This window comes from Streptomyces sp. NEAU-YJ-81 (assembly GCF_017592595.1).
In the GTDB taxonomy this organism is placed as follows: domain Bacteria; phylum Actinomycetota; class Actinomycetes; order Streptomycetales; family Streptomycetaceae; genus Streptomyces; species Streptomyces hygroscopicus_B.
The window spans coordinates 1-23018 of record NZ_JAGFNO010000004.1 but is presented as its reverse complement, the minus strand read 5'-3'; the positions used below and the strand labels follow the sequence as shown (position 1 = coordinate 23018).

20 protein-coding genes and 1 pseudogene are annotated in these 23018 nt (G+C 70.4%); 2 read left to right on the top strand and 19 right to left on the bottom strand.

Features of this window, described 5'->3' with window-relative positions; genetic code table 11:
* Positions 1-62: 62 nt before the first annotated feature.
* Together J5X86_RS11235 and J5X86_RS11230 are read right to left on the bottom strand one after the other, a co-directional pair.
* Positions 63-362 carry a hypothetical protein gene (locus J5X86_RS11235; protein ID WP_243980117.1) on the bottom strand — a complete coding sequence of 100 codons (300 nt, stop codon included), beginning with the start codon at positions 360-362 and terminating at the stop codon, positions 63-65.
* Positions 363-430: 68 nt separating this feature from the next.
* Positions 431-1489, bottom strand: coding sequence for a helix-turn-helix transcriptional regulator (locus J5X86_RS11230; RefSeq protein WP_208516603.1), 1059 nt, complete (start codon positions 1487-1489; stop codon positions 431-433).
* Positions 1490-1684: 195 nt separating this feature from the next.
* Between J5X86_RS11230 and J5X86_RS11225 the strand changes: the two genes are divergently transcribed.
* Positions 1685-1828: a hypothetical protein gene (locus J5X86_RS11225; protein WP_279595189.1), complete on the top strand. Its 144-nt coding sequence runs from the start codon at positions 1685-1687 to the stop codon at positions 1826-1828.
* A gap of 214 nt (positions 1829-2042) precedes the next feature.
* On the opposite strand, the pseudogene J5X86_RS11220 reads toward J5X86_RS11225, so the two are convergent.
* The 11 genes and pseudogenes from J5X86_RS11220 to J5X86_RS11170 form a co-directional block, all read right to left on the bottom strand.
* A pseudogene (locus tag J5X86_RS11220) lies at positions 2043-2678 on the bottom strand (hypothetical protein); the annotation flags it as partial.
* Positions 2679-2898: 220 nt separating this feature from the next.
* Positions 2899-3807 carry a class I SAM-dependent methyltransferase gene (locus J5X86_RS11215; protein WP_208516996.1) on the bottom strand — a complete coding sequence of 303 codons (909 nt, stop codon included), beginning with the start codon at positions 3805-3807 and terminating at the stop codon, positions 2899-2901.
* A gap of 101 nt (positions 3808-3908) precedes the next feature.
* On the bottom strand, positions 3909-5018 hold the full coding sequence (locus J5X86_RS11210; RefSeq protein ID WP_208516602.1) for an NAD(P)-dependent alcohol dehydrogenase: 1110 nt from the start codon (positions 5016-5018) through the stop codon (positions 3909-3911).
* On the bottom strand, positions 5015-6418 hold the full coding sequence (locus J5X86_RS11205) for an aldehyde dehydrogenase family protein (protein ID WP_208516601.1): 1404 nt from the start codon (positions 6416-6418) through the stop codon (positions 5015-5017). The genes J5X86_RS11210 and J5X86_RS11205 overlap by 4 nt, the downstream gene beginning before the upstream one ends.
* An 8-nt stretch (positions 6419-6426) precedes the next feature.
* On the bottom strand, positions 6427-7203 hold the full coding sequence (locus J5X86_RS11200; protein WP_208516600.1) for a (5-formylfuran-3-yl)methyl phosphate synthase: 777 nt from the start codon (positions 7201-7203) through the stop codon (positions 6427-6429).
* Positions 7204-7872: 669 nt separating this feature from the next.
* Positions 7873-10800, bottom strand: coding sequence for an alpha-glucuronidase family glycosyl hydrolase (locus J5X86_RS11195; protein ID WP_208516599.1), 2928 nt, complete (start codon positions 10798-10800; stop codon positions 7873-7875).
* Between the two features lie 155 nt (positions 10801-10955).
* A complete protein-coding gene (locus J5X86_RS11190; protein WP_243980116.1) occupies positions 10956-12095 on the bottom strand; it encodes a serine hydrolase in 1140 nt (379 codons plus the stop codon).
* Positions 12092-12925 carry an IclR family transcriptional regulator gene (locus tag J5X86_RS11185; protein ID WP_208516598.1) on the bottom strand — a complete coding sequence of 278 codons (834 nt, stop codon included), beginning with the start codon at positions 12923-12925 and terminating at the stop codon, positions 12092-12094. The genes J5X86_RS11190 and J5X86_RS11185 overlap by 4 nt, the downstream gene beginning before the upstream one ends.
* Positions 12926-12976: 51 nt before the next feature.
* Entirely contained in the window at positions 12977-13387 is a 411-nt protein-coding gene (locus tag J5X86_RS11180) for a RidA family protein (protein ID WP_208516597.1), read from the bottom strand.
* Complete coding sequence (locus J5X86_RS11175; RefSeq protein WP_208516596.1) at positions 13384-14511, bottom strand: mandelate racemase/muconate lactonizing enzyme family protein; 1128 nt, start codon at positions 14509-14511, stop codon at positions 13384-13386. Before J5X86_RS11175 ends, J5X86_RS11180 begins: the two co-directional genes overlap by 4 nt.
* Positions 14512-14525: 14 nt before the next feature.
* On the bottom strand, positions 14526-15296 hold the full coding sequence (locus J5X86_RS11170; protein ID WP_208516595.1) for a creatininase family protein: 771 nt from the start codon (positions 15294-15296) through the stop codon (positions 14526-14528).
* Positions 15297-15337: 41 nt separating this feature from the next.
* Here J5X86_RS11170 and J5X86_RS11165 point away from each other — a divergent pair, with 41 nt between their 5' ends.
* Complete coding sequence (locus J5X86_RS11165) at positions 15338-16297, top strand: ROK family protein (protein ID WP_208516594.1); 960 nt, start codon at positions 15338-15340, stop codon at positions 16295-16297.
* A gap of 11 nt (positions 16298-16308) precedes the next feature.
* Here J5X86_RS11165 and J5X86_RS11160 read toward each other — a convergent pair whose 3' ends face one another.
* The 6 genes from J5X86_RS11160 to J5X86_RS11135 all read right to left on the bottom strand — a co-directional run bounded on the left by J5X86_RS11160 (position 16309) and on the right by J5X86_RS11135 (position 22611).
* Entirely contained in the window at positions 16309-17181 is an 873-nt protein-coding gene (locus J5X86_RS11160) for an ATP-binding cassette domain-containing protein (protein ID WP_208516593.1), read from the bottom strand.
* Complete coding sequence (locus J5X86_RS11155; protein WP_119984073.1) at positions 17178-18023, bottom strand: ABC transporter ATP-binding protein; 846 nt, start codon at positions 18021-18023, stop codon at positions 17178-17180. The genes J5X86_RS11160 and J5X86_RS11155 overlap by 4 nt, the downstream gene beginning before the upstream one ends.
* On the bottom strand, positions 18020-18934 hold the full coding sequence (locus J5X86_RS11150; protein ID WP_208516592.1) for an ABC transporter permease: 915 nt from the start codon (positions 18932-18934) through the stop codon (positions 18020-18022). Before J5X86_RS11150 ends, J5X86_RS11155 begins: the two co-directional genes overlap by 4 nt.
* Positions 18931-19923, bottom strand: coding sequence for an ABC transporter permease (locus J5X86_RS11145; RefSeq protein ID WP_208516591.1), 993 nt, complete (start codon positions 19921-19923; stop codon positions 18931-18933). The genes J5X86_RS11150 and J5X86_RS11145 overlap by 4 nt, the downstream gene beginning before the upstream one ends.
* Positions 19923-21497, bottom strand: coding sequence for an ABC transporter substrate-binding protein (locus J5X86_RS11140; protein ID WP_208516590.1), 1575 nt, complete (start codon positions 21495-21497; stop codon positions 19923-19925). The genes J5X86_RS11145 and J5X86_RS11140 overlap by 1 nt, the downstream gene beginning before the upstream one ends.
* 169 nt (positions 21498-21666) lie before the next feature.
* Positions 21667-22611 (bottom strand): SDR family oxidoreductase, encoded by a 945-nt coding sequence (locus J5X86_RS11135; RefSeq protein ID WP_208516589.1) that lies wholly within the window; start codon positions 22609-22611, stop codon positions 21667-21669.
* Positions 22612-23018 lie beyond the last annotated feature (407 nt).

Here is a 23018-nt window from a genome sequence, read left to right as displayed (position 1 = left end):
AATACAACAAGGCCGGGCATGGCCCGGCCTTGTTGCGCTCGTTGTCGAATGTGATCGCGGGGTCAGTTTTGCTGGGCGATCAGCCTCTCGTAGTCGGCGCGCCGCACGCACACGGTGATGCCGTAGGGGTGAGTGGCCCCGGCCGGCGTGGTGGCGATGCCGGCCTCAGCGGCCAGGCGCACCACTTCGCGGGCGCAGCCGTCGAGGAGGCTGAGCGCGATGAAGCAGCCGCCATTCGGCCGTGCCCACGTGGCGAGACCGGTGCCATCGAGCTGCTCGCCGAAGATGCGGGTAGCGGTGCAGTCACGGCGCGCTTCATCCAGGCGTGAAGGGCGGACGTAGGGCGGAACGGTCGCTGTCATGGTGTCCTTTGTGCGAACGATTGCGGGTGGCCTGTAAGGCATTGCGACCTCGTCGAGCTAACAGACAACTACCTTGCGACCCGCCGATTTTGCTGTCGGGTGCTTTTCTCTTGGAGTATGCCGAGATCGCGCAGCAGGTAGCCGGCGTGGAGCCGGTTGCGGGCCCCGATACGGCGCAGTACCTCGGCCAGGTGGCGCTGGAAGGTGCGCAAGGAGATGCCAAGACGCTTGGCGACAACCTTGTCGTCATGGCCTTCGACGAGAAGTTCCACGATCGCCGTCTTCATCTCCTCCGAGCTGAACAGCATCTGGTCCCGCTCGTAGGCGAGCGGGAAGGGCAGGGCTTTACCCCAAGCCCGCTCGAAGGCGCCGACCAGGAAGTGGATGACGCTCAGGTCACGTATGAGCAAGGCGCCTTTGGGGTTGCCAACCAGCTCGACGAGGGCGACTTCGCGGTCGAAGACGATGAGCTGCATGAAAACATGCGTAACAACACGGACTTCAGCGCCGTTTTCGACAAGCAGCGAGGCGTGGTCGACAGTGGGCTGATGGAACTGCGCCGCGTACTGATAGAGCGTACGCATGCGTACGCCACTCTCAAGCACGCCTACGGCGCGGTCCGTTGCCTCCTTGAGGACGGGTTCGGGGCGAGGGCCGCCGGGTTGGGAAATGAGGATCTCTTTGGTGGCGCGAGCCGAGAGTTCGGACAGGGTCAGGCGGACGGCATCCACATTGTCGAGACGATGCAGTAAGTGTTCCCTTACGCCTTCCATGACGCTTTTCTCGTAGACAGGAAGCAGATCCACTAGTTCCGCGCTCACTTCGTTGATCATCATCTGCCGTTCGCGCAGTTCACGGATCGCCGGCAAAAGAAGTTGGGCGTAGGCGGTGGCCGGCGCCACGGGTATGAGACGATCCGGGTCTCCGGGCTTGCTGGTGAGCACCTTGAGTCGGAGCAGCCTGTCGATGGCCTGTCCGGCCTCATCGGGCGCGGTGTCCGCAAGTCGCAAGAGTTCGTTGCGGGAGACGCTGTCCCGGGCTGCCGCGTAGGCATACAGGACAACCATCAGACGACTGTCATCATTGGTGGTTTTGTCGGCTTCCAGGTTTGTATAGCCCGTAGACATGGCTATGTTCCCCTTTCTGGAAATTGAAGACCATCCCGATAAACCAACAAGATCGCCAACAGGTACTAACGGCGCAAGAGCGCGAAACCGTCACTGCAAAAAGCCTGAACGGCCATCACCACGTCAGTTCGCCCGCGTCGCCCGCTACCCGCACCCATCGCCCAACGCTGCGCGGATGATTATTCGGCACCCGCAATGCGGGCCACGGCCGAGCTGATCGAGGAAATCGAGCGGTATTGCGGATCGGCCGAGGTCCAGCCGCTCGACGAACGCCGGTCCCAAGTGGAGGAAGCGCTCTTCGGCTCACGGTCGGCGGCCCCGCTGCGGAAGGATCTATGAGCCCAAGAGCGGACTGATGGTCGTCCCGGGGTCGGTGGCACCCGACTGGTCCAGCAAGGCGTCGCCGAAGGGCCACTTCAGCTCGATGTGGGTCGCCTGATTCGGCGGGGTGATGAGCACCGTGACCGGCTCGAACCTCTGGGGTCGGGACCGCGTGCACCCCGCTACGACGTATGCGAGACCGTCCGCCGCGAGAAGAGGGCGCCCGCCCCGGTCATAGCAGCCGCCGGATATCACCGCGGACCCGGTAGAAGCCGCCCGCCGCCATGTGCAGGGCGTCCACGACATAGCGCGCACCGGGCGCCCGTATCGCGCTTGGGAATTGGACGTTCCAGGACGAGTCGTAGCCCTTGGACACCACGTGCACGCGGAGGCGGCCACCCTCCTGGACGCACTCGACGACCACCGCCCCGGCGGGAGGAGCTTCCACAGGCGGGTGCCGTCCCGGTCGAAGCAGTAGACGGAGGACGCCGAGTCACCGGCGAAGACGAACCGTCCGCTGGGCGAGGTGGCGCACGAGTACACCGCGCTGTCGCAGGCGTAGGTGGCCTCGATGGCGCCGGTCGCCTTCGACAGCCGTTGGACCACCCGGTGCGCGATGCCCACGTACCCGGCGTCGTCCTCTTGCCAGCCGAACGCCGCCGTCGGGCGCGTAGGCGGTGACGCCCCGATGGTGACCGTGGCAAATGGCCCGGTCGTCGGCGCGGATCAGCCAGGCGTGCTCGTCCTGGCTACGGCGGGCCCACGGGTGCTCGTCCTCGTGGTCGATGACGGTGAGCCCGCCCGCGCGGTCCGAGACGTTCAGGATGCCCTCGTGGATGTCCAGCCAGAAGGTATCGACGTCCGCTGCCTTCCTGTGACAACTCCGGATACGTCGTCGAAGCCGTGGACCCAGTAGACAGGGCGGCGGCTGTCGCGAGCGCCGCGCGGACGGTGGCCTTGAGCGTCTCCAGACCTCCTGCGGAGACGGCAACGCGCAGGGGGGTGGTGGGGGAGCCGGGAGAGCATGTGGATGGCGAAGCCCGGGCTGCCGTGAGGGCCGGGTATGGCTGGGCCGTCTGACGGCGGTGTTACGGCCGGGGTTTGTTCGCGAACACCCATCGGTTGCCCGCCAGCGCGTCGTTCTGCTCGGGCAGCGGGCCGCGCCCGTGTTGGCGGGTGAAGTCGAAGGGGGTGTGGACCGATGTGGACCAGCCCTTGCCCGCCAGGTCACCCGCGGAGTCGGGCCGCGGTTCGCTGTCGAACAGGTTGAGCAGGTCGATGCCGATCTGGTGTTTTGTAGAGGTGTAGAGCGGGCTGTCGCGGTATGCCAGCAAGTCCTTCTCGAGCTTGACCTCGAACGCCAGGGCGCTGCCACCCGTGCTCAACTGGTTCACCGTGTCGATGAGATACCTCTCGGAGGCGCCTGGCAGGTAGAACAGGAGCCCCTCGGCCAGCCAGACGCTCGGTGCGGCCCTGTCGAAGCCGGCGTCGGTCAGTGCTCCGACCCAGTCGGCGCGCAGATCGATCGGGATCGGCATGCGTGCCGCCTTCGGGGTGGCCGACAGTCCGCCGAGCACCTGGTGCTTGAACGCCAGCACGCCTTCCCTGTCGATCTCGAAGATCACACAGCCGGAAGGCCAATCGAGCCGGAACGCCCGCGTATCCAACCCGGCCCCGAGCAGGACCACTTGGCGGGCGCCTCCCGCCTGTACCGACCGGAGGAGAAAGTCGTCGAGGACCCTCGTCCGCAGCCCGAAGTAGCGCGCGAATCGCCCCCACAGCGGATCCGCGTCTCCGGCCGGAACCTGTTGTATGCGGACGGGCCAGCCCGCGGACGCCGGTGCGGCGAGCACGAAGTGCTCCGCGAAGACGTCCCGTGCCAGGCTGTCGTCGCGGTGGGTCTCGATCGCCCGTGCCGCGGCGACCAAGAGAGCGGTCAGACCCACACCCCCTTCCACGCCTTCCACACCGGCGCTCCGATGCGCTGTGCCGACCATGTGTCCTCCCTTGGTGCGAGCAGAGACTACGAACAGCGAGGAATACGAAGTACGAATGATGTGGCGGTCGATCGGATGGGCAGTGGCGTTGAACGCCTCGCTCATCGGCCCGTCCCCGCCGGAATCAGGACGGGTTTGACCACGCGGCCCGCGTCGCAGTCGCGTTCGGCCTCGTTGATCTCGGCGAGCGGGTACGTACGGATCAGCTGGTCGAAGGGAAACCGCCCGGCCTGCCACAGCCCGGTCAGTCGCGGAATCAGCAGCCCCGGCACCGCGTCCCCCTCGCAGATGTGGGAGATCCTCCGGCCCCGGTCCAGCGTGCCCGGTTTGAGCGGCAGCGCGGTGTGGAGCCGTGCCACCAGGCCGAGGTGGCCGGTCGGGCGCAGGGCCCGGAGCGCGTCGTTGATCAGTTGGGCGGAGCCCGTGGTGTCCAGCGCGTACTGCGGGCCACCGTCGGTGAGTTGCCGAATGCGCTCGGGGAGGCCGGCCGATGCGGCGTGCAGCGGGCTCGCGCCGAGCCGCTCGGCGAGGGCCAGCCGTTCGGGGTGCCGGTCGGCGGCCACGGTCACCGCCCCGGCGGCGGTGGCCGCCATCACCGCGGCCAGGCCCACAGCCCCCGCGCCGAAGACCGCGATGGTGTCGCCGGGGCCGGCACCGAAGGAGTTGAAGACCGCTCCGGCGCCGGTGAGGAAGCCGCAGCCGAGCGGTCCGAGCAGTTCGATGGGCAGCGAGGAATCGACCCGGACGGCGTTGCGAGCCGGGACCATCGCGTACTCGGCGAACGAGGACTGGCCGAACCACCGGGGGGCCAAGGCGATGCCGGCCGCGTCGGTGAACCGTGCCGCGTTCTCCGTGCGCTCTCCGAAGAGGTTGAGCGAGGCGAAGGAGTCACAGTAGGCGGGGGCCGCGCCCAGACAGCTCGGGCAGTGTCCGCAGGAGTCGAAGCTCAGCACGACATGGTCGCCGACGCTGAGCCCGGTGTCCAAGCCGCCCGTCTCCACCACGACCCCGGCCCCCTCGTGGCCGAGCACCGCCGGCAGCGGTGAGCGGCCCGCCGAACCCCGGACCGCGAGATCGGTCCGGCACATCCCGCAGCCCGAGATCCTGACCAGGATCTCGCCGTCGGCCGGCCCCGCGTTCAGGATCACCTCCTCGACGGCGAATGGGCTCTCGTACGAGCGCAGTACCGCCGCACCGAACCTCTTCGTCACGCCTCCTCCGGACGGTGCACGACGAACGGCCTGAGGTTTCCGTAGAGCCCCCACGGCCCGCCCGCGACGCCGACACCGCTGTCCTTGATGCCCGCGAAGGGCTGGGCGAGGGACAGTTCGGCGTGGTGGTTGATCCACGCCGTCCCGCACTCCAGCCGGCCGGCCACCGCCTCGGCCCGGTCGAGGTCGGTTCCCCATACCGAGCCGCCCAGCCCGAAGCCGGTGTCGTTGGCCGCCTCGACGGCTTCGTCCAGGCGGCCGTACGGCAGCACCGGCAGGACCGGGCCGAACTGCTCCTCCGTCACCACCGGGCTGCCGGAGGGGACATCGGCCAGGATCGTCGGGGCGAAGAAGTAACCCGGCCCCTCCAGCCGGTGACCACCGGCCACGGCTCTGGCACCGTCCGCCAGCGCCTGGGCCGTGCAGCGCTCGACCCGGGCCAGCTGCGGAGCGTTGCTGACCGGCCCCAGCTGCGACCCCGGGTCGAGACCGGGTCCGACGACGACGGTCTTCGCGCGCTCCGCGAGGGCCTCGGCCACCTGGGAGTAGAGCCGGGCCGGGGCGTAGACGCGCTTGACCGCCATGCAGACCTGCCCGCAGTTGCGGAACGCCGCCCAGAACAGCCGGTCCGCGATCCGCTCCACCTCCACGTCCTCCAGCAGGATGGCGGCGTCGTTGCCGCCCAGCTCCAGGGTGACCCGGGCGAGCGAGGCCGCCGCGCCCTTGGCGACGGCCCGTCCGGTGGCAATCGAACCGGTGAAGGTCACATGGCGGATCCCCGGATGGGACGCGAGGCGGGCACCGAGGGGCTCGCGACCGGTGACGATCGTCAGGACGTCCGGGGGGAGGGCGGCGGAGAGGACGGACCCCAGCAGCCGTGTGGCGAGGGGCGTGAACGGGGAGGGCTTGAGCACCATTGTGTTGCCCGCGGCGAGCGCGGGCGCGAACTTCGCCGACGCGAGCTGGAGGGGAAAGTTCCACGGGACGATCGCGGCGACGGGCCCGAGCGGTCGCCAGCGGACCTCGGTGCGTACCGGCCGACCGTCTGTGATCGGCTGGGGCATCGGGTCCAGTTCGGCGAAGTAGCGCAGGCGGGCCGCCGCGCGGGCGATCTCCGCGTACGACTCGGCCAGGGGCTTGCCCTGCTCACGGGTGAGCAGCGGAGCGAGGTCGGCCCCGGCCGCCTCCACGGCGTCGGCCGCCGCGAACAGCGCGGTGGTGCGGGCGACGGGGTCGGCCCGCCAGTCGCGCCAGGCATCGTGGGCCCGGTCGACGATGGCGTCCAACTCGCCCGGCCGCTGGTCGGGAGCCTCGTCGAAGACCTCGCCCGTCGCCGGATCGAGGACGGCGAAGGGCTCGCCGCGGGGCCCCGGCCTGCGACGGGGCTGAGGTGTCGGCATGCCCGCGGTCAGCTCGCGGTGGCGACGGTGGCCGCGTATTCCTGGGCATGCCGGTCCATCTCCGCCTTGAAGGCGGCCACCAGCCGCGGCTGAATCCTTCCGGCGTTGCGGTCGCCCCCCTCGCAGACCGCCCCGCGCACCCCCACGATGTCCGTGCCGATGCGGGTCAGTTCACCGAGGTCGCCGACCTTGACGCTGCCCGCGAGGGCGGCGAGCAGATCCGCCTCGTGGGCCAGCCGGACGAACTCCGCGCAGACGTCCGGCGGAACGTGGTCGAACAGCCGTGTTCCGTCCTTGATCGCGGTGTCGAGCATGGCCGCGTCGGAACCGGAGCGGCGGGCGATGTCGGGCAGCGCGAGCGGGTTGACACAGCCGATCCGGTGAGCGTCGGCATAGCCCGAGGCGACGACGAACGCGTCCGGCCGGTAGTCCTTCACCGCCCGGACGACCCCGCACATGACATCGATGGCCTGTTCGGGCGTCGTGCATCCGTAGAGGCCGACCTTGATATACGTGGCTCCGGAGACAGCCGCACCGAGCGCCGCCTGGGCCACCGTGCCGGGCTTGTACGGCACGTCTCCCACGGTGGCGGACACCGGCTTGTCCGCCGGGACCGCGTCCCGGATCTCCCTGATGACCCACGGGAAGTTCGCACCGAGCGAGCCCTCGTCGGGCTTTTTGACATCGACGATGTCGAGGTGCTCGGCCGCCTTCGCGCAGTCGAGGGCCTCGTCGACGCTGTCCGGGGAGATGAGAAGCAACAACGTACATTCCTTCCACCGCATGTCCACCCGCCACAGGGCAGGTGTGCGGAGTCGTGGATTACGTGCGGTCCGCTCATCATTGCCGCGGCCCGTGGCCACCGGCAGGGCGCGCGGAGTCCGAACGGGTCATTCCATGACGCATTCGCGCCCCCAACGCACCGTCTACGCCGCTTCGAACCAGCCGAGCGCGGATGCCCCGTGGTCCGGTGACCTCGCCGATCAACGTCGTCCGCACGGGTAACGCGCCCGTTATGCACGAGAGTCCGCCAACCGCGAGCGGGGTCGGGACGGTTGTGCCCTCGTGACGCCTCGGCCGGTTGTGACATGACGCACTGGCGGCCGCCTCGCCTGAGAAGATCTTCAGAATTTACGCGATGTTCCCCGAGTGGATAAAGCCGGTGAGCCACCGGAACGACAGATGTCCGACCGTCACGTCCACGGGCAAGACCCGGCGTTGGCGGCGGGAAGCGGTACGGCGGAATGAGGGTAAATCGGATATCCCCCCGGGGGGCGCGCTCCCTCCATGCGGGCGGGCAGCGGCATGATCCGCCATGACCTGCTGCGGGCCATCGCGAAGAAGGTGGCCACCACCGCGGGCTAGGACGGCCTGGCCGCCGGCCGACCCGAGGGGCCACCCACCCTCGCCAAGGGGCCCGTCAGCAAGCCGACGGGCCCTGGTGAGCAGCGACGCTAGGCCCGCTCCTGCCCGTCCGCCACTACCACGCAGGCGCTGAGATGCCAGGTCTCGTCCTCCTTCGCGGACAGCTCCAGGTCCACCTCGCGTCCGGAGGATCCGCCGTCCAGCGGGATCCGGAGCCAGGTGAACTCCCGGCCGTCGAGCTGCTCGCTCCGGGCCTTCTCGATCCTGTCGACCCGGACGATCAGCGACCTGTTGAGGGTGTTGGGGTCGCCGGTGAGCAGATGGGCGGTGCAGCGTCCGGCGGGCAGCTTCAGCCGCAGCACGGTCGGGGCGCTGTCGCGTACGTAGTCCCGGCGGACGACATCGAAGAGTCCGGTGTCCGTGGCGTCGGGCGTGTTGGCGACCCAGCCGAAGCCGGCGCCCTCGTGCCAGCCGCTCGACGGTGAGAGCCGGGTGTAGTCCTTCAGCAGCGGCGCCGAGTCGGGCCCGGCGTCCAGCGCGTGTACGCATCGCGCGGCGGGTGGGACGACGACGGCCTTGGCCAGGCTGCGCAGCGAGGAGTCGAGCACCGGCACCGCGCCCGACCTCGGTCGCGCGTGCAGGGTGGCGAGGGCGGGCGTCGGCGGCGGCACGACGGGCATCTTCACCGTCTCGCCCTCCCGCGAGGCCACGTAAGCGGTCGCCTCCTCGGACCGCCAGCCCTCGGGTACGTCCAGCGTGGTCACCGTGCGCAGCCCGGCGCCCGTCGCGTTGAGGACCTGCACCGGAAGCTCGTTGCGCACCCCGCCCAGCAGCACCGTGTCGGCCGGGGCGACGATCGCCTGGAGCCAGGCGCGGCGCTCATCGCGGATCCGGCTCAGGTCGAACCAGTAGGCGACCAGGGTGTCCCGCCACTTGGCGGCCTCGGTGATCTGCTCCCCGAACAGGCGGTGCACATCGGTGAACCGGCGGTGGTCGACGCGGCGCCGCAGCCCCTCCCAGTCCGTGCGCATGTCCGCCACCCGCGCCGCGCCGGAGAAGTGCGTGTCGTAGATGTGCTGGATCACGGTCGTGCCGCGCTCCAGCCGGTGGGTGTACGGGACATGGTGGAGGAAGAGGACCAGTTCCTCGGGGCAGTTCTCCAGCGACTCGTAGGTGTCCCGTGTCGGCGGCGCGTACAGCTCGGTGTAGCCGTTGCCGGTGGCGGCGGTGCGGTCGTAGCCGATGCCCGCGCGGTCCGACTTGTGGAACTGGGTGGTCGTCGTCGGGCTGGGGTCGAAGTGCCCGGTCACCGAGGCGTCCGGCGGATGGGTGAGATATCCCGTGCCCAGCGGCGAGGTGTAGTCCTCGTAGGTGCGCCAGGAGCCCAGCAGCAGTGCGGAGACCGTCTCGATGACGTGCGGGTCGTTGCCGAAGGTCATTCGGGTCCACTCGGCGGCCAGGTCCTGCGCGGACAGGTCCGGGTTCCAGGCCAGCCGTCCGTAGCCGTGGGTGTTGGCGGCGGCCAGGTGTGAGCCGGTCCAGTTCCTGGCATCGCCGAAGTTCATCACGCCGGCGAAACCGAAGTGCGTGTAGGAGTGCACCCGGCCGGTCACCACACGGGCCACGGTGCTGCCCTCGCCGGCCTTGAGCGTGTCGAAGTCCAGGACTTCCCTCCACTGCGGAACCAGATAGCACAGATGGGTGGCGTGTCCCGTGTACTCCTGCGTCACCTGGAGTTCGATCATCGAGTTGGTATGTGGCAGCGAGCCGAAGAGCGGGTGGGCGGGCTCGCGGACCTGGAAGTCGATCGGCCCGTTCTTGATCTGCACCACGGCGTTGTCCGCGAACTTCCCGTCCAGTGGTGTGAAGTCGAGGTACGCCTGCCGGTCCCACTTCTCGTCAGTGTCGTGCACGAACGCCCGCCACATCACGATCCCGCCGTACGGTCTCAGCGCGCCCGCCAGCAGGTTGGCCCCGTCGGCGTGGGTGCGTCCGTAGTCCAGCGGCCCGGGGCGGCCCTCGGAGTTGGCCTTCACCAGGAAGCCGCCGAAGTCCTCGATCTTGCCGTAGATCTCCTCGGCCTTCTTCGTCCACCAGCCGCGCACCCCGGGGTCGAAGGGGTCGGCGGTGTCCAGTCCGCCCAGGTCGATGGGGGCGGCGAAGTTCGCCGTGACGTACAGCGCCACGCCGTAGCGGCGCAGCACCCCGGCCAGCGCGGCCAGCTTGGTCAGGAACGGCTCGGCGAGGTAGTCCGCCGGCGTGTTGACATTATTGATCACGGCGCCGTTGATGCCGAGCGAGGCCAGGACCCGTGCGTAGTCCGTGTACCGGCTGTCGAGTTGCGGCAGCTTCTCCCAGTCGAAGAAGGACCGGCCCGCATAGCCGCGCTCGATCGAACCGTCGTCGTTGTCCCAGTGGTCGGCCATGCGCAGCGGGGCGGCCGGGCGCTCGGTGAGATCGACGTGCTCCAGCGGCCGCCGGGTCTGTACGAGCCGCAGCAGATGGAACGCACCGTAGAGCACACCGCGGTCGGCGTGGGCCGCCACCACGGTGAAGTCCCTGCCGCGCCGGGTGACCCGGCGGACGACGTAGCCCTCGTCGCCGAGCTCGGCCAGGTCGGCCGCGGGCACGAGCTCTCGGATCAGTGGAGAACTCGTCGGGGTGCCCACCACAAGTGCCGCGGGTAAGGGGGCGCTGGTGCGAGGCGCCACCCGGGTACCGAGCAGCCCGGTGAGCCCGCGGACCAACTCCTCCACCGCCGACCGCTGGAGCGGGCCGCCTCCTTGCCAGACCAGGCTCCCCAACGCGGCCCGGTACCGCCCCAGTTGACCGGGATCCTCCACCCGCCGGTAGCGCAGCCACAGGTCGTACCCGTCCTCGGCGGGCAACGTGGCCGCGGACGGTCCGGCGCCGTGGACCGGCTGTGCCGACGCCGGGACGGAGAGACCGAGCGGACCGGCTGTGCTTCCCAGAGCGGCCGCGGACAGAAGGCTGCGGCGCCGTATTCCTGAGCTCATGCGTCTCACTTCCGTTGAAGAACGAACAGTGCACATCCAGGCCAGGACCAAGCTCCGCAACCGTCACACTCATCACGACACGTGTCAACACAACAAACCACAAGGGAACATGGCGCCCTTGTCACCTATCAAAATCCAACAAACCTGAGCCTGAGTCAGGGCGCGTCCGTTGTGCGGGCGAGCGCTGCCGCGTGGTGGTGGAAGGCGCGGCGGACCGCCGGGAAGCGGCGGGGCTCGCGGCTGGGGTGGACGCGGTTGGTGAGCAGGACGTAGTAGCGGCCTCCCGCCCCGTCCGCCCCCGGTTCCACCCACAGGCTCGTCCCCGTAAAGCCCGTGTGGCCGTACGAGGACGGGCCCATCGCCGTACCGACCGGCGAGCCCACCGCGTCCTGCCCCTGCCAGCCGAGGCAGCGGCGCAGCGGGAGACCCTCTGTATGGCAGGCGGTCATCCGGGCGAAGCCGACCGAGCTCAGCAAACCCTCGCCGCCCGCCGCGAGGGCCCGGCCCAGCCGGTCCACGTCGGACAGCGACGCGAACAGGCCGGCGTGGCCACAGACTCCGCCGAGCACCACCGCGTTCTCGTCGTGCACCTGGCCGGTCACCAGGCGGCCGCGCCAGGTGCACAGCTCCGTGGAGACCGCGCGCTCGCGGGCCGCCTGGCCGGGCGCGAACACCGTCTCGCGCATGCCGAGCGGCTCGCACACCTGCTGTGCGACCAGCTCGTCCAGGCCGGTGGCGGTGGCCCGTTCGAGGATCAGGCCGAGCAGGATGAACCCCGCGGACGAGTACTCCACCACCGTGCCCGGCGCCCCGCGCAGCGGCAGCTCGCGGAGGGCGGCCAGCAGCCCGTCCCGGTCGGAGTGCGCGCGCCACAGGGGGGTACCGCCGGGCAGTCCGGAAGTGTGGGCGAGCAACTGCGTGAGGGTGATGTCCGCCTTGCCGGGCACGCGGCGGTACTCCGGCAGGTACGCGCCGACCGCCTCGTCGAGGCGCAGCGCTCCCGCCTCCGCCAGCCGCAGTGCGGCCAGGCCCACGATCGGCTTCGTCACCGAGGCCAGGTCCCACAGCTCGGTGCCGTTCAGCTCCGCCCCGCCCCAACTGCGGGTGCCCAGATGCCCGTGCACCGTCCGCCCGGCCGCGGTGCCGACCGACCAGGCGGCCGCGGAGTAGATCCCGGTCCGGCGGCCTGCTGCCAGGAGCCCTTCGAGCAGCGCCGGTTCGTCTGCCGGGCGCGGTCCGGCTGTTCCCGTCCGGTCCGCGCCCGGGATGGTCCGGCCGCCCGCGGCCCCGCTCATTCCTGCCCCCGCACGATCCCCAGCGTCCCCGCGCCGCCGCGCAGCGCCGCCGACACCGCCCCGGCGGCGGCGCGCACCATCGGCCCCAGCATGGCCACGCTCCCCTCGTCCAGCGTGAACGTCAGCCCGACGATGCCGACCGCGCCGGCGACCTGGCCGCCTGGTCCCAGCACCGGGGCGGCGATGGCGCGGACGTCCTGCTCCGCGTACTCGTCGTCGACCGCGTAGCCCTGTTCGCGCACGGCGGGCAGAGCCGCGAGCACGGCCTCCGGGTCCGTCGCCGTCCGCGGCGTACGGGCCGGGAGGGGCACGCTGCCCAGGAGCTCCGCCGCCGTCTGCGATGGAAGGGCCGACAGCATCGCCCATCCCACCGCCGAGCAGTACAGCGGGACTTCGCCACCCGCGGCCGGCGCCATGTGGTACGCGGACGACGGCTCCGAGTGCGTCACATGCACCGCCACGGCCCCGTCCCGTACCGAGAAGTGGGCCAGGTGGCCGGTGCGCTGCCGCAGGTCGTCCAGGACCGGGCGGGCCAGCCGCAGCTCGCGGCTGGAAGCCATCGTCGTGGCGGCGAGCCCGAGCAGACGCGGTCCGGCCTGGTAGTTGCCGCCGGGGCCCGGGACCGCGTATCCGGCGTCGGCGAAGGTCTGCAGCAGACGGTGGACGGTCGGCTTCGGCAGCCCCGTGCGGGCGGCGAGGTCGGCCAGGCGATGCGGGGCATCGGGCTGGACCAATGCGTCCAGCACCTCGAGTGCCTTGTCCACAGGGCCCTTTGCGGCGGCACGCGGCTCTTCGCGGTGGCTCGCGGGGGTAATGACCGGCTTCGGCATGTCACTCAGCCTAACCCATCGCCGTTCCATTATCCGGAACGGATAGACGATTCATCGGAACGACCCGTCCGTGCCCGGTACGACGGCCACCACGTCGATCTCCACCAGGATGTCCATCAGATCCGACCCGACGGTGGTGCGCACCGGACAGGGCTCGCTGAAGAACTCGCGGTAGGCGGCGTCGTACCCGGCGAAGTCCCGCTTCAAGTGCTGCAGATGCGTCGTCACCTTCACCACGTCCCGCAGGGTCAGCCCCTGTTCGGCGAGCACGGCGGCGACATTGCGCAGTACCTGTGCGGTCTGTGCCCCGACGCCTTCCGGAATCTCGCCCGTCACCGGGTCCTGCGGGCCGAAGCCCGCCGTGTACAGGAACCCGCCCGCCACCACGCCCTGGGAGTAGGCACCCGCGGGGCGAGGGGCCCCGGACGTGTGCACGGCCCGCTTGCTCGTCCGCTCGCTCATCCCGTCAGATCCCCGTCCCGCTCGTTGGCCGCGGCGTAGTGCCGGAGCTTTTCCTCGTCCACGCTCATGCCCAGCCCCGGTCCCGTGGGCACCCTCAGCCGGCCGTTCTCCAGGTGCAGCGGCTCGATGATGTCGTCGGCGTGCAGGTAGTACATGCTGTCGATCGCGCGCGAGAGCACGGGTGTGCTGGAGACGACGGCCAAGTGCGCCGCCGTGGCGATGCCGAGCTCGCCTCCGCTGTGCAGGTTCATGCCCAGGCCGAAGGTCTCGCAGTGCGCGGCCAGCGCTTTGGTCGCCGCGATACCGCCCCACTTGTAGACGTCACCGTGGATGACATCGACGGCGTTCAGCCGCATCGCGGGGGCGAACTCCTCGAAGCGCACGACGCACATGTTGGTGCACAGCGGGATGCGCACCTTCGCCTTCACCTGGCTCATGCCCTCGATGCCGACGCAGGGGTCCTCCAGATACTCCAGGTCGAGTTCCTCCAGGGCTATGCCGGCGCGTATCGAGTCGGGGACCGACCAGGCCGCGTTCGGGTCGACACGCAGGTTCACCTCGGGCAGCGCCTCGCGCACGGCGCGCAGGATGGCGACATCGCCCGCGCAGTCCTTCGTGCCCTTGAGCTTGACGGCCTCGAAGCCGCCCTCCGCCACGACGCGTACCGCGTGCTCCGCCATCGCCTTGGGCAGGCCCGCGCCCTGCGCGCCCGGCGCGTCGGCGCGGGTGATGAGCGCGGTGATCGGGACCTCGTCGCGGACGGCACCGCCCAGCAGATCGGTGACGGACTGATCGGTGGCCTTGCCCATCGCGTCCCAGCAGGCGACATCGAGGGCGGCGATCGCCGCGTAGCCGAGGTAGCCGTAGAAGAACGGCACCATGTGCTGCTTGCGGTGAAAGCTCTCCAGCGCGAATGGGCTGGTCCCGATCAGGTCCGGGGCCATCGACCGGACGATCGCGGCGACCGGCGCGCCCCACATCGTCTCGCCCCAGCCCTCGACACCCTCATCGGTGCGAATGCGCACCACGGTGCGCGTCTCGCCCGTCTTGGTCTCGAACGAGCTGGTGAAGGGGTTGACGAGGGGGAGGTTGACCACCCATACGTCGACGTCAGTGATCTTCATTGCTACTCCTCGCATCATCGGGGTGACCGGCTCGCCGCGTCGAAGGCATGGATCGCCCGGGCCAGTCCGTGCGCCCGGTCCTCCAGCAGCCGGTCGCCCCGGGCGGCGTCGGCGTCGCAGGCGTCGTCCGTGGAGCCGCCGACCCGCTCCCATTCCCCGTGGCGTTCCACCGTCAGGCCCGGGTAGGGCGGGGTGTCGAACAGGGGCGGCGGTTCGATCGGAGCGCGGGCGGGCACGGGTGTCCGCACCAGCTCCGGGTGGGCCGCCAGCATGAGTGACGTCTCGAACCATCCGGCATGCCCCGGGGTGACATCCGGCCGCCCCGCTCCGTCCTCACCCGCGGTGAGGGTCCAGTACGAGCAGGCGGCGACCGTCACCGGGGAACGCAGCGCGAACCGCTTCACGGCGAGCCGCATGATCTCGTCGTTGCCGCCATGGCCGTTCACGACCATGATGCGGCGGTATCCGCTGGTCACGAGCGAGTCGAGGATGTCGTCCAGGACCGCGCCCAAGGTCGCCGCGGAGAGCGAGACGGCCGCCGCGAACAAGTGGTGCGGACTGTGCCCGAAGGGCAGCACCGGCAACCGCACCACGCCGGGCCCGGCCTCCCGGACGAGCATGTCCAGCGCGCGGTCCACCACCTCCTCGACCAGGAGGGTGTCGGTGCCCATCGGAAGGTGCGAGGCGTGCTGCTCCTGCGAACCGATGGGCAGCAGGGCGATGCCCTCCTCGCCGGCCCGGCGCACCTCGCGCCAGGTGAGTTCGGTCAGTCTCGATTGGCTCACGGTGCTACCTCTCCGAAACGGGGCCATGGCAGAGTCGGCGCATGGCCCACAAACGTTCTCCGTTGCGACTGGTCCCCGAGGCCGCGTCGCAACCGGCCGCTCCCCAGGCGCCTCGGCGGCTGGGGGCCGTCGAGCTGGTCCCCGGTCGGGTCAGGGCGGCCGTACTGTCCATGGCGGGCCGGATACTGGACCGCACCGAGTCGTCGTACGACGCGGCCACCGCCACCCCCGCGGACATCGACACCGCGCTGGCCGGGGCGGCCCAGGTCTTCGCAGGCCATGAACTCCAGGGGATCGGGGTGGCCGCCGCCGGGCTTGTCGACCCCGTCACGGGCCTGATCATGGAGGTGAACGACGCCCCCGGACTGCACGGCTATCCGGTCACGGAGCGGCTCGGCGCGCTCACCGGGGCGAGCGTGCGGGTGGAGCATCGGGCGCGACTGCAGGTGCTCGGCGATCGCTGGTTCGGCGCCGGTCGTGGGCGGCGCACCTTCGCCTCGGTCTCCACGGGTGAGGTACTCGGCGTGGGGATCCTCTACGACGGCGAGGTGATGGCCCCGCCCGGCGGGCGCAGCGGCGCGCATATGACCGTGTCGGCCAGCGGCGAGCGGTGCACCTGCGGGAACCGCGGCTGCTGGAAGACCGTGGCCACCACCGGCTGGCTGCGGGCCCGGGCCCGCGCCGCGGGGCTCGGGGGCGAGACGTCCCTGGAGGCACTGGTGCACCGCGGGGACGCGCTCGCCGGGCGGGTGGTGGAGGAGTACGCGCAAAACCTCGCGCTGGGGCTGGTGAACGTGCAGCAGCTCTTCGCACCCGGCCTCTTCATCCTGCACGGCGAGGCGCGCGAGGGCGGTGAGCGATTTCGCACCGTGGTGGAGGAGCGGCTGCGGGACGCCGTCGCCTTCTCGGGCGCCGAGCAGCCGCGGGTGCTCGTCGGCACGGCCGCCGTCGACGATGGCGCGCTGCTCGGCGGCGCCGGACTCGTCGTCTCGCACCTGTAGCGCGTGGCCGGTCATCGGCTCTCGTCGCTCGTCAGGGACACGCGGTCCGCGGCGCGGCGGCCCCTGCGCGGGTCGAGGACCGGCACCGCGTCGAGCAGTTGCCGCGTGTAGGGGTGCTGGGGGGTGCGCAGCACCGCGGCCGTCTCGCCCACCTCGACCAGCCGCCCTCGGCGCATCACCGCGACCCGGTCGGCCACCTGCCGTACGACGGCGAGGTTGTGCGAGACGAACACATAGGTGAGGCCCAGCCGCCTCTGGAGATCCGCCAGCAGGTCGAGGACGGTGGCCTGCACGGAGACATCCAGCGCGCTGGTGGGCTCGTCGAGCACGAGCAGGCGTGGCCGGAGCGCCAGGGCCCGTGCGATCGACACACGTTGGCGCTGACCGCCGGAGAACTCGTGCGGGTAGCGGTCCTGGATGCCGGCGTCCAGGCCCACGGCCTCCAGGAGTTCCCCGACCCGTTCCCGGGTGCGGGCCCGGGCGCGCCGCCCGCGCGCCTCGGGATCGTGGGTGACCAGCGGTTCGGCGACGATGTCGGTGATGCGCATCCGCGGGTTCATGCTGGAGTACGGGTCCTGGAGGACGACCTGCATCTGGCGGCGTACGGCACGCAGTCCGGCGGGGGAGAGGGCGGCGAGGTCCTGTCCGTCGAAGCGCACGTTTCCGGCGGTGGGTTCGACGAGCTTCAGCAGCAGCCGGGTGAGGGTGGTCTTGCCGCAGCCGGACTCGCCGACCAGGGCCAGGGTCTCCCCTTCGTGGACCTCGAGCGAGACGTCGTCGACGGCCACGTTCACCGTCCTGGTGCCGAACTCCTTGCGCAGGCCCACGAGTTCCAGGAGAACCTTTCCGGCCGGGGGCGCGGGCGCAGCGACTTCGGTGGTCATGCCGCCTCCAATCGCGGGGTGGCGGCGAGCAGTTTGCGGGTGTAGTCGTCGGCCGGACGGTCGAAGACGTCGAGCACGTCGCCGGTCTCGACGACCTTGCCCTGGTTCATGACCACGACGCGGTCGGCGGTCTCCGCCACGACCGCGAGGTCATGGGTGATCAGCACAACCGCCATGCCGTGCTTGTGCTGGAGGGTGACGAGCAGGTCGAGGATCTGGCTCTGCACCGTGACGTCCAGGGCGGTGGTCGGCTCGTCGGCGATGAGCAGGCGGGGCCGTCCCACCAGTGCCGTCGCGATCATCACGCGCTGCCGCAGGCCCCCGGAGAGTTCGTGCGGATACTGCCGGTAGCGCAGGGCCGGGTCGGGTATGCCGACCTCGTCCAGCGCGTCCAGCGCGGCGTCCCTGGCCTCGGCGCGGGACATGCCGGTGTGGTGCCTGAGCACCTCGGCCACCTGTGCCCCGACGCGCTGCAGCGGATCGAGGCAGGTCATCGGGTCCTGGAAGACCATGGCGATGTCGCGGCCCCGGATCCGGCCGAGTTCCTTCTCGGAGAGCGCCAGCAGATCACGTCCGTCGAAGAGGATCTCGCCGCTCGCGTAGACGCACGGCGGGCTCGGGTTCAGACGCGGGACGGACAGTGCGGTGGCGGTCTTCCCGCTGCCCGACTCGCCCACGACGGCGAGCGTCTCACCGGCCCGGACGTGGAGGGAGACGTCCCGGACGGCGTGCACGACGGAGGTCTCGAGCCTGAAGTCGACGCTGAGGCCGTTGATTTCCAGCAGCGGCTGCTCGTCCGCCGGCCGCTGGGACGGGTCGGTTGTCGGTCGGTCGATGGTCATCGGCGGTAGGCCTTCGGGTCCGCGACGTCCCGCAGGGCGTCGCCGGTGATGTTGATGGCGAGAGAGGTCAGCATCAGCGCGATGCCGGGGAATACGGCGACCCACCAGGAGGTGCCCAGATAGAGCTGGCCGTCGGAGAGCATGGCGCCCCAGGTGACCGTCTCCTTGGGCACCCCCAGGCCCAGATAGCTCAGGGAAGCCTCGGCGACGATCGCGGCGGCGACGTGCAGGGTTCCGATGGTGGCCAGCGGTGCCATCACGTTGGGCAGCAGATGGCGGCGCATGATGGTGACGTCGGTGACGCCGATCGCCCGGGCCTCGGTGATGAAGTCGCGCGTGCGCAGCGACATCACCTCGGACCGCACGACGCGGGCGTAGGAGACCCAGCCGGTGAAGCCGAGCACCAGGATCACGTACCACAGACCCGAGCCGAGGAAGCCGACGATGGCGAGGGCCAGGAGCAGCGAGGGGAAGGCGAGCTGGACGTCGGCGAGCCGCATGAGCACCCGGTCCGCCCAGCCGCCGAAGTAGCCGGAGGCCAGTCCGACGACGGTGCCGATGACACCGGCGAGCAGGGCGGCCCCCGCGCCGACGAGCAGGGAGACCCGGGCGCCGTAGATGACGCGCGAGAGCATGTCGCGGCCCAGCTGGTCGGTGCCGAGGAGGTGGGCGCCGCTGCCGCCGTCCTGCCAGGCGGGGGGCCGCAGCCGCAGGAGGAGGTTCTGCGCGTTGGGGTCGTAGGGGGCGACGAGCGGTGCGAACAGGGCGGCGATCAGCAGGACGGCGAGTACGGCGAGGGCCAGGACGGCGAGCTTGTTGCGCAGCAGCGCGCGCAGGACGACGGACCGGGAGCCGCCGGCCGGTGCCGCCGCCGGGGCGTGGCCGGTCGCGGCAGGTGACAAGAGGGTCATCGGGACGTCCTCACCCTCGGGTCGAGGAAGCTGTAGGAGAGGTCGACGAGCAGGTTCACCACGACGAAGGTGGCGGCGAAGAACAGGACGGTGGCCTGGACGAGCGGAAAGTCGCGATTGGAGATCGCCTCGACGGTCAGCTGTCCGACTCCGGGCCAGGAGAAGACCCGTTCGGTGAGGATCGCCCCGCCGAGCAGGTTGCCGACTTCGAGGCCGATGACGGTCACCACCGGCAGTGAGGCATTGCGCAGCCCGTGCCTGAGCACCACCTTCAGCGACCCGAAGCCCTTGGCGCGGGAGCTCCGGATGTGGTCGGAGGACAGGACGTCGATCAGCGAGGAGCGCAGCAGCCGCGCGACGACGGCCACGGAGTAGACGGCGAGGGTGACGGCGGGCAGGACCAGGTTGGCCAGGGTGCCGTATCCGGAGGCGGGCAGGGCGTGCAGCCAGACGGCGAAGACCAGGATGAGGAGGATGCCGACCCAGAACGGCGGGGTGGACTGGCCGAGCAGGACACCGGTCATCACGGTGTGGTCGGAGCGGCGGCCGCGGCGCATCGCGGCGAAGATGCCCGCCGGGATGGCGATGACGAGGGTCACCGCCAGGGCGGCGGCGGCCAGTTCGATCGTGGCGGGAAGCCGGTCGGCGAGGATTTCGCTGACGGGCTGGCCGTAGACCAGGGAGTCGCCGAGGTCGAGGCGGGGCAGTCCCCAGAGGTAGTCGAGGTATTGCGTGAACAGCGGCCGGTCGAGTCCGAGGGACGCGCGGAGCACGCTCTCCTGGTGGGCCGTGGCGTCGGGCGGCAGCAGGATCTTCACGGGGTCGCCGGAGAGCCGTACGAGGAAGAACGAGACGGTCGCCGTGCACAGCAGAACGAACAGTGCCGTGCCCAGGCGCCTGAGAACGGTGCGCAGCAGCCTTCGCGTGTCCCGGTGGCGCGACGGGGTGTCCGCCGGGGTGGGTGGCTTGTCGAGGGTGAGGGCGCTCATCAGGAAACCTCCGCGCTCTCCATGGCGAGGACGCCTGCGGATCCCGGCGTCCAGCGGGGGCGGTCGTTGCGAGCGAAGATGTTGTCGAGCTGGTAGAGGAAGACGAAGGGTGCTTCCTGGCGCATCAGCCGTTGCAGGTCCGAGAAGGCCCGTTTGCGCTTCGCGGGGCTTTCGGAAAGCTCTTCGATGTCGATGAGGCGGTCGGCCTCCTTGGAGTGCCAGCGGCTCTGGCGCCGGTCGCTGCGTACGTTGGACTGGACGATGCTCTGGCCGTCCATCGTCCAGACGGTGCTGGCCGCCAGGTAGATCGGGCCGAGTGCTCCCCGGTTGTCGGAGGTGAGCCGGGCGGCGTAGGTGCCGGGGTCGAGCAGGTTGACCCGGGCCCGTACCCCTGCTCTGGCGAGCAGTCCCGACAGGGCCTCGGCGACGTTGGAGTCGACGTTGGACGCGGTGAGCGTCGTGGAGAAGCCGTGCGGGTGGCCGGCCTCGGCGAGGAGGGTGCGCGCGGTCTCCAGGGAGCGGGCGAAGGGCTTCACCGTGGGGTCGAAGCCGAAGGCGCCACGCGGCACGAGGGCGGGTGTCTCGGTGGCCTTGCCGCCGAGCACGGCCTTGATCAGCAGGGGGACATCGATCGCGTGGTTGAGCGCCTGGCGCACGCGACGGTCCTGGAGCGGGCCCCGTTCCAGGGTGTTCAGGGACAGATAGGACGTGCGGATCCCCGTGTAGCCGTCCAGCGTGACACCGGAGTAGCCGTCGAGCTGCTGGGCGGCGTCCGGGGTGAGTCCGGCGACGAGGTCGACGCCTCCGCTCTGGAGGGCGGCGAGGGAGGACGAGGCGTTGGGCGCGGGGCTGAAGACGAGGCCGTCGACGCTCGGCCGTCCGTTCCAGTGGTCGGCGTAGGCTCGCATGCGCAGTTCGTGATCGCGCCGCCAGCTGACGAAGGTGAAGGGGCCGGTGCCGACGGGGTGTTCGGCGAACGCGGCGTCGCCCGCCTCCGAGAGGTGGCGGGGTGGCAGGACCACTCCGCCGAACAGGGAGAGCTTGGCGGGCAGGATCGGGTCGTGCACGGTGGTGTGCACGTCCACGGTGAGCCGGTCGACCACGGTGACGCCCTTGACGTAGCGCAGTTCGACGATCGGTGACTTGGTGGCGGGGTCGAGCAGCCGCTCGATGCTGAACGCGACGGCCCGTGCGTCGCACGCCTCACCGTTGTGGAAGGTCACCCCGGGGCGGAGCGCGAAGCGCCAGGTGCGCGCGTCGGTGGCCTTCCAGGAGAGGGCGAGCCTGGGGTGCAGCTGGTTGTCGCGGCCCCGGGTGGTGAGCGTGTCGAACATGTTGATCAGAACGTTCATGGACACCATGTCGCCCTGTTTCTGCGGGTCCAGCGTCTTGGGGTCCCCGGGCTGGGAAACCCGCAGGACGTTGCCGGCCCCGTCCGCGGCGGCGTTCGTGCCGCACGCGCTCAGGAGCGCCGGAGCGCTGAGGGCCCCGAGCAGCAGACCACCGGTCCGCAGGACGTCGCGTCGGGTGGGACGGCCGCGGTCCACCGTGCGCCCCTGACGAATTCGTTCCATTGAACAACACCTCCGTTCCGTCAGATGGAATGCGGTTGGGTTAAGCTAAGCGACATGGCGAAGGTGGTCAACACCTGGTCGGTCGGCCAGGAACGCGTGAAGGGCCCGGAGGGCGGCGGCTACCGCGCGGGCCCCGGCTGCTGGGCCTGGCAACCGGGGCCCTGAACGCTCAGCTGTCGGCGAAGGGAACCTTCGTGAGCTCTTCGGAGACCTGCCAGACGCGCTGGGCCTCCTCGGTGCCGCGAAGGCGCGAGTAGAGCTTCTGCTCCCCGGGAGGGCCGCCCAGGTGCCCGAGTCCGCGCGGCCCATAGAACCCGCCACGCTCGGCGTCGGGGGAGGTGGCGGCGTAGAGGGCGGGAAGTCGCGCGGTGTGGACCGTCCCGGCGAGGATGCCGCGGGCGGACAGAGCCCGGATCATGCGCACGCTCCGGGTGTCCTGGTCGCGTCCGACCTCGGGGCGGGCGGCGAGCAGGTTCGTCGGAGCGACCCCGGGATGGGAGAGGTTGCTCGTGACGCCCCAGCCATTGGCCCGACTGCGCCGGTCGAGTTCGAGGCCGAAGAGCCCGAACGCGATCTTCGACTGGCTGTAGGCTTTCACGCCGTCGTAGGAGCGTTCCCAGTTCAGGTCGTCCCAGTTGAGGGCGCCCTGATTCGCCGCGACGCTGACCTGTGAGGTCACGCGTGCGTGGCCGGCGCGCAGCAGCGGCAGCAGGTGGGCCACCAGGGCGAAATGACCGAGGTGGTTGGTGCCGAATTGCAGCTCGAACCCGTCGGCGGTCGTCTGCCGGTCGGGCGGGGTCATGACGCCGGCGTTGTTGATGAGGATGTGGATCGGCCGGCCCTCCTCTCGCAGGGTCTTGCCGAGGGCTGCGACGGAGGCGAGCGAGGACAGGTCGAGCTCGCGGAGCGACACGTTCGCGTGGGGGGTCGTCCGACGGATCGTGGTGAGCGCGGCCTCGCCCTTGTGTGGGTTGCGAACGGGCAGGAGCACTTCGGCCCCGGCCGCGGCGAGCCTCGTGGCGATTCCGATGCCGATGCCGTCGCTTGCTCCGGTGACGACGGCGCGCCTGCCGGACAGGTCGGGGACGGTGATGTCGATGGGTTTGCGTGGCATGTGTCCACTCCTGGGTTGTGTCGTTGCCTCCACCGTCGTGGAAGACGGCGGCACTATTCAGGGCGGCTGGATCCACTGATCAGGAAGTCCAGGCTCCGGCAGGATCCGCGGCGGTGTGTGCTTGGTCGGCGGTCGGATGGCGCCGTAGCGGCGGCAACTCGTGAAGGGGGGATTGACAAGCCGTGGATGTCGCGATGCGCGGGCGGTAGAAATGAGCCCCGAAGGAGGCACGCACGGTGACGGAGGCGCGCATGGTGATCGATCGGACCGGACTGGCGGATGTCCGCGTACTCGTCTGAGTGCACCACTGCGTACGAAGTTATGTGCACCACTGCTCAGGCCACGTCGGTCTCCCGCTCGATGGCCTGGAGGCGGTTCTTGAGCCGGTAGCTGTTGCCGTTGATCGA